The sequence below is a fragment of the Rhodohalobacter sp. genome (genome assembly GCF_041686455.1).
Classification (GTDB): Bacteria; Bacteroidota; Rhodothermia; order Balneolales; family Balneolaceae; genus Rhodohalobacter.
Map to the genome: position 1 here is coordinate 1 of NZ_JAWLDW010000131.1, position 6,911 is coordinate 6,911.

Sequence of the window (6,911 nt, forward strand, 5' to 3'; positions counted from 1 at the left end):
CGACTGAATTTTACAATGATACCTCCATCAAAGAAAAAATTTCGGAAATCGAGGAGAAGGTGAATACCGGAGAGATCAGTTCGTTTGCAGCGGCGGAGATGCTTTTGGGCGTTTATAGATCACACAAATAAATAACTACTCAATTTTTTTCCATCTTCGGCCTGTAGTTTTTTTCCAAACGTTGATCCATTTACCGCTATCTACAACAGCAAGTCTATTCTCATCTAAAAAGGTAATCTGATCAGAAATATTTGAATAAGCTGTTCTTTCACTCCCATCAGATACAACATCCAAAACCCTTTTTTCTATAGGATCATAAATAAATACATGATTTTCTCCGTTCAATGCTAATGTTGAATTGTTCGGATTGAAAGTGGCTCGTCTTGCCGCAGTGTTGTCTATGAGCTCCCAGGTTTCAGTGGAGAAAATACTTACCGAATTAAATCCAGAAACATTGGCATAGAACAACCCATCTGAGCTGAATTGAAGATCTATCATGTTTGCCGCACCGGGTAGTGATTCAATAATTGAACCGTTCTCTGCATCCAGTATAAGTGATGACCCATTGTTACCGCCAATCAACGTACCATCAGGTGATATTGCTACATTTTTGTGAAGATAGGAGGTAGGACTATTGTACTCTGAAAATAAAAAAACCGAATCATATGTATCCAAACTCCATCTTTTCACAAAACCGCGTCCGCCTGTACCCACCAAAAAGGTGCCATCAGAACTTGCATCTATATGGTGCACTCCTTCAAAATTGACTTTTGCGTCATCAATTATCTTTAGTTTATTATTACCCGAAGGAAAATCCGCCTTGTAAATAGCTCCCTCAGATGGAACCGTGTAATAGATCTGTTTTTCATCTGGACTGATTTTAAAATCTGTGATTTGTTCCGTACCCGCGTCAATAGACTGAACAAGTTGGCGTGAATTTAAATCCCAAATATATATTGGGAAGTTTTCCGAACCGAATCTGTTTAATGAAGATGAAGTTGCCACTAAGTAGTTCTGATCTGATGTAACCTCCATTGATGTAATATCTCTCATAGAGGTATCTAATGAGTATTCTACCTTATACTCATGTGAATACGTAAATGATACGGGCTCACTGGGGTGAGATGTAACCGTGCGTACTCTGTAGACCGGATTCATACTTTCACTTACATCCGTATCGGTAAACTGAAAATTACTCTCTCCACCAGCAACCCGTGCAATTTCAACGAATCTATCTGGAATGAATTCATGTGGCTTTTCGATGATATATTCTTTGATAAGATCCCGATCATACCCTAAACCTGAACCATAGATCGTGAGAAAATTGGGATTATTCTGAGGAGTATAAGTAATAAAAATATCGGGTTGAGTAATTTCAATATGTTCAGATTTTTCTATGGGCTCACTTTCTCCATTTTCCGTTACGAATCTTAATTGGTATCTGCGAAATTGATTAATCATGGAATCTTGAACGTCATCAAGAATCAATGAATCGGTATAAGAAGTAGTTTCTGCCGGAAGATTAGTAACTACATTTTCATCAACTGTTTGACGAACCAATTTAATTTCATTTGCGAAAAATGCATTTCCCTCCCATGAAATCTCCCAATCCTGCTCATTCAAAATATTGATTTCAAGATTAAAAGGCCTGAAAAATGAAGCCGTATCAAACGTGATGTCTTTTTCCACGATGACTTCATCAATTCCATCGTGTTCAATGATTCCCGCAATAGTGTAGTGTCGTGTTTCAAAATTAACATCCACCAGCGGATCCTCAAATGCATGCTCTATATCTCCGGCAGGTATCCTCACCGTGCTCTCTTGCTGCTCAGATATCTCGTTTTCGGAAGAGATGATGAAATGGGTAAAGAAAGGAGCATCAACATTCCACGATAGCTGCAGGCTGTTACTTTCATCCAGAAATTTAAACTCTTCATTAGATATCTCGCCGAAGGTAAGTTCTGCATTTGTACTTCCATAAAAAACATCTTCACCCTCCAGTTCTATATAAGAGGACAACCTGTAATAGGTGTTTTTTCTCACATCGCGGGTTGAGTCGATATACTGGAGTTTTCCTGAATCCAGCTCCGCTATAGATACAAAGTTTAAGGAATCTCCGAGTGATTTTTCAATCACATGTTTAGTCACGATATCCTCAGGCGCGGGCCACTGCAGTCTTATATTACCGCTTGATCCAGCCTCTGCCTTAAGACCGGTTACAGTCCCGCCCGCAAATTCTGTTGATGACGGATCGTTCGTGTTTGATCGCTCGAAACTGTCCGAGGGTGTTTCGCAGCTTACAGAGATCATGAAAACTACTCCAAGAAGCGGTAAAAGTTGTTTCATTTTTGATTTTCTTAAAAGGAAGATTTTACCCCGATGACTGGCTGTTGGTACGCGGGATCGAAATCGAGATAGGGATCGATCATCCTGCTTTCATCCCGATACCCGATAGATGGGGCAATAAACCCATCTACGATGTTCGCCAGGTACAGAAGTGCCGTTCCATAGAGGATCCGGTTTCTTGAAGCCGACAAGCTGACTGATTTGTCAAATGCTTCTTCAGCCTCCGTACCCAACTGGAAGGCCTCTTCAGGACTATTCGAACGTTTGTATAGAGTATTGATCCTGTCGAAATCGGTTTTTGCATCCTGATAACGCGTTTCGTACGAATAGGCCAGTGCAGCCCCGCCAAGTGTAACTACTGAAAATGCAACTGCTTTGAGTATCTGTTTTTTATAAAACTGGCTGCCTCCTGGCAGCAGGCTCAGCTTCCTGGCTTTCGGTCTGGAGGGCTTTACGTACCGTTGATGAAAATTGAAAACCGCCCCTTCGCCGGGCGAAAAGCTTGTGCTAAACTCTTCTCCGGAGGGGTGCACACCCCTGATTTCAAACCTTCGGGTTGTATCAACAATGGCATACTGCGTTCCGGCGTACTCTCCGTTGAGAAAGAGATCCGTTTCCGGATCAGTTAAAATGAAATTATTCGCACCCCAAAAAAGTCTTGGATAGCTGCTTCGCCGGCTGATTTGCATGTTGCCCCGAACAGGAACTAGCCTCATCACTATTCTTTTTAATCCTCCCTTTTCGATTTTTACATTTCGTTCTAAGTCCATGTAGTACTGTTTGATGACTCTCACACGATTCACACCTGTGTTGAGAGAAATCGTATCTCCCGACATTATTTTCAAGACCTCTTCAAAATCGTTGTTGATGACAACATTGATCGAATCCTGGTCCTGCACAACTATCTTTAAATACCCGATCGTTTCGGCCTCATCGCTCATCAAGCTATCTGATTTTTGAGAGTAGCCAATCTTACTGGCTACTCCCAGAACGACTACTAAAAGAATGAGTTTCAAAATTGTATTGATCATATGGAATGGATCTCTTTGATGGATTTATCAGCTACTGCCTTTTGGGTTCCATATACCAGACATCTCTTTTTCCCCACTTGACAATCTTCGTGCGGGGTTCTGGGTTAGATATGGGTTTAAAAGAAAACGCAGAATTATTCCTTCTTGGATTCAGTACCATGAAATTGTCATATTCATCTTGATTATTCAATGCTATTCGATAACTGAGGTCAAATGAGCTGCCGTCGTAGATACCGATCCAGTCAAAAATTTTAATGAAAAGCTCCGAGCCGTCATAATTTGTCGATAAGTGTGTGAAGCCTGTCCCGGCAAAATCGTGTTCTTTAACAATGCTTTTAGTTTCAAGATCAAGAATCATCGTACGCATGCCGTTGTATAGATAAGCGAGTTGCCCATTGCCCGGTAAGCTTATGTTAAATTGGGAGCCGTCAAACAAGTTCTTAAACTCAGAAATTAACTGAAATGTATTGGTCTCATAGATGCGAAGATCCCTGCCTGCAGATACAATTAGCTCATCCCTGACAGGATTAAATGTAAAGTGTATAATTTGGTTATCTGGAACATCAATCATGTGAAGCAAACTGCCGCTTTGGAGATCCCAGATTTTTATTCCCGAATCTTTAAAAAAGGAAATTGCACTCGCTACAAGCTTATCGTCTCTGCTAAAATCGAGGGCCGCATTTATATAATTAATCTCGGAATCGTTATGCGCCTGAGAAATAGTCTGGACTATGGAATTGCTATTCAAATCCCAAATATTCAAATTGTACTCACCGAAAGCCTCTCCATCGATGAGTTCGACTAATTTATCCCCCGAAGCTGATAAACGTAACTTATAATACTTGTTACCTGAATTAAATTTAACCCGGTCATTTAGGTTTTTTACATCAACAATTTCTACACCTGAGTTATTACTATTTGAGGAGTACTGCTTATAAAATGCCAGTGTATTTGGATTTGGGAAGTGAATATTTAAATCGCCCATAATACTAATATTTCCTTCGTCAACAGGTATAAGCCGATTCTCATTTGTCAAGTCAATAATCTGATTTCCAACACCCGTTAAAGTTCGACCGCGGTAAGAATAGCTATTGGATACATGTAAATCTGTATCCGTAAATTCAGATTGTGTTGCCGGAAGTTCTGCGTACGTCTCAAATTCTCCCTCATTTACCGATCGCTCTACAATAATTGCTGAATATCTGGGTGGTTCATCTGATTGTCCCTCTGACTGATCTCCAAACTTAAGCGTGATTGCACTCAGACTTTTACTTTCGTAAGTGAGCATAGGAACATCCACAGTAAAAAATTTCTTTTCACTAAGCGTACTGCTTTGTTCGCCTTCAAGAACTCCGAACAGTGAATACCGGCTCCACCCTCTTTTCATCTCCATATCTATCACCTGGGAAAATTCGTCAGGCAGCAGCTCGTACCGTTGAACTGTACCACTTTGCTCATGCTTTACCGTCAGCAAATAATGATCCGCAAAATCGACGCTGTTCTCCCATTCCACACGGGTTTCCAGCTCGTTAATGAACGTGATGTTGAAATTCCCGGGATCATTGATACTTATTGATTTATCTACATGCTGAATGGGTACAATCTCGCTCTCCTGATATTGAAATGCCGTAAGCCGCACATCCAGGTTGAACGTTTCCAAATCGGATCTGTACTCGAAGTTTCCACCCGGCGATTCCTGATCTGCAAAATCAATGACCTCTACTGTTGTGAACTCCGGCTGACCCTGTCTTTTTTCCTGAATGATCACACCATCCGAAAACTCTTGTTCCGTTTGCCAGCTTAGTTTAATCAGGTTTGAATCAGAGGAAAACCCATCATACGCCTCGATCGCTTCTACCGACAGTTCAAGCGTCTCGGAATGTACTATCTTTTCATCACCTTCTTCATCATCAAATGACGAAATCTTATAATAAACGGTTAAACCAATCTGCTTGCCTGGATCCCTGAACTGTTCCGCATCTTCAGGAAGTTTTGCCACTCGTTCAAAATCTGTAGAGTCATCAATTGCTTTCTCAACAATATACCCGCTGTTATACTGGCTCACGTCATCCCAGCGTATATCGATTACACCATCATCAATCTCTACGGTAAATTGCTCAGGGTTCGAATGGATAAAATTTGTGCTAATTGGATCACGTGGATTATCCCGTTCATAGTCAGCATCGAAAGTACTGCAGCCAGCTATGAGGACAAAAACCCCAGCCATAAATACTGCCAGTAATCGCTCGCCACCAGATATCATTTTCATAGCTCAGAAGTTTATTTGCACCCGTGCCTCCACGAATTCCTGGTTGAAATCGACAGAAAAATCCCTGTATGGGTTAAACGTCCGCTTTTTGGCAAATCCATTTTCCGGCTCTCGAAATGCATCCACAAAATTTGCTGCATACACGAGTATGGCGGCAACCCTGAACAAATTTCGCCGGTTTCTATAACTGGTTACTTCGGCTCCGACCTCTTCAAGCTGATTGCCGAGTTCAAGCGCAAGCTGTTCGCTGCTTGCCCGATCATACTGCTGTCTGATATCCAATAGTTCATCATTTCCTGTGGCAAGTTTAGAATCATAATGAAGCGTTAACCCAGTTGTAATCCCCATCAATGCCATAGCCGATATCCCCTTTAACGGCTGTTGCTTGTAAAATTGACTCGCACCTGGAATCAAACCGGCAACCCGTGCATTCGACTCATTAGGCTTAAAATAGTGATCATATGTTGTTAGCTGATATGAATTCACCTCCAAAAATACCTCCTCTCTTTTTCCATTCGCATTCTCAAACCTAACCCTGTAAGTCCCCGGTGGCAGATCTGCCCGAAGTGAACCATACGAGAAATGATCTGTGCCAGAAATTGATATCATTGTCTCATCATCACTAAATACCATTAAATTGGCATTCCACTTATGGGCGGCGTATGCTGAAAACTCTTCATCGTCCGGCGTGTTTACCGGCGCCTGGATTTCATACGTAAGCGTGTCATTCTCTACAACATGAAAATTAATTCGTCTGTCGGGAATCGCTTTTCCGAAAATCAGGAACCGGTGGAAGCCGGCAGGGTAAGTAAGCGTGGTGGTGTCTGTAAGTATAACCGGATCCTCATAGTTCTCCCCTTCATAAAGATAGACGGTATCGGGCAGAACCTGGTACTGAATGTACCCAGGTTGCTGAGCAGTTGTATCCGCAACGGATGAATCTGGTTGTACAGCCTGCAATGCAAATCCAAAATCAACGATGGCAAAAAATAATACCAAGCCCAATGAACTCTTAATAAATAGTAGTTTTAAACTCAAAATGAAGCCAACTATAGTAGCATTTTGAATTATTTTATATAAAGAATACCACTACTGCAAATAAAATTTGAAAATAAGAATTGCTTTCTCTCTTGTCTCAAATAGATAAACCCTGTAAAATCTAAATCACTTCATCTCCAGCTCAGCTTTATCTGAGCTAAAGCCTACATCTTCTTCATCCACTGCGCCGAGGGCTTCTTTCATTTCGGCACGTAGTTTTTGAATGG

At 41.4% G+C, this 6,911-nt stretch carries 4 protein-coding genes; all 4 read right to left on the reverse strand.

Annotation, left to right across the window (positions count from 1 at the left end; translation table 11 throughout):
- Window positions 1–135 precede the first annotated feature (135 nt).
- From ACESM0_RS11900 to ACESM0_RS11915, 4 genes are read right to left on the reverse strand one after another with little or no spacing between them, the layout of a single operon-like run.
- Entirely contained in the window at window positions 136–2,346 is a 2,211-nt protein-coding gene (locus ACESM0_RS11900) for a WD40 repeat domain-containing protein (RefSeq protein WP_372906428.1), read from the reverse strand.
- A gap of 11 nt (window positions 2,347–2,357) precedes the next feature.
- Window positions 2,358–3,377, reverse strand: a complete 1,020-nt coding sequence (locus ACESM0_RS11905) for a DUF5683 domain-containing protein (RefSeq protein ID WP_372906429.1) — start codon at window positions 3,375–3,377, stop codon at window positions 2,358–2,360.
- Between the two features lie 31 nt (window positions 3,378–3,408).
- On the reverse strand, window positions 3,409–5,646 hold the full coding sequence (locus ACESM0_RS11910; RefSeq protein ID WP_372906430.1) for a WD40 repeat domain-containing protein: 2,238 nt from the start codon (window positions 5,644–5,646) through the stop codon (window positions 3,409–3,411).
- A 3-nt stretch (window positions 5,647–5,649) separates the two neighbouring features.
- Complete coding sequence (locus tag ACESM0_RS11915) at window positions 5,650–6,684, reverse strand: hypothetical protein (RefSeq protein WP_372906431.1); 1,035 nt, start codon at window positions 6,682–6,684, stop codon at window positions 5,650–5,652.
- Between the last annotated feature and the right edge of the window lie 227 nt (window positions 6,685–6,911).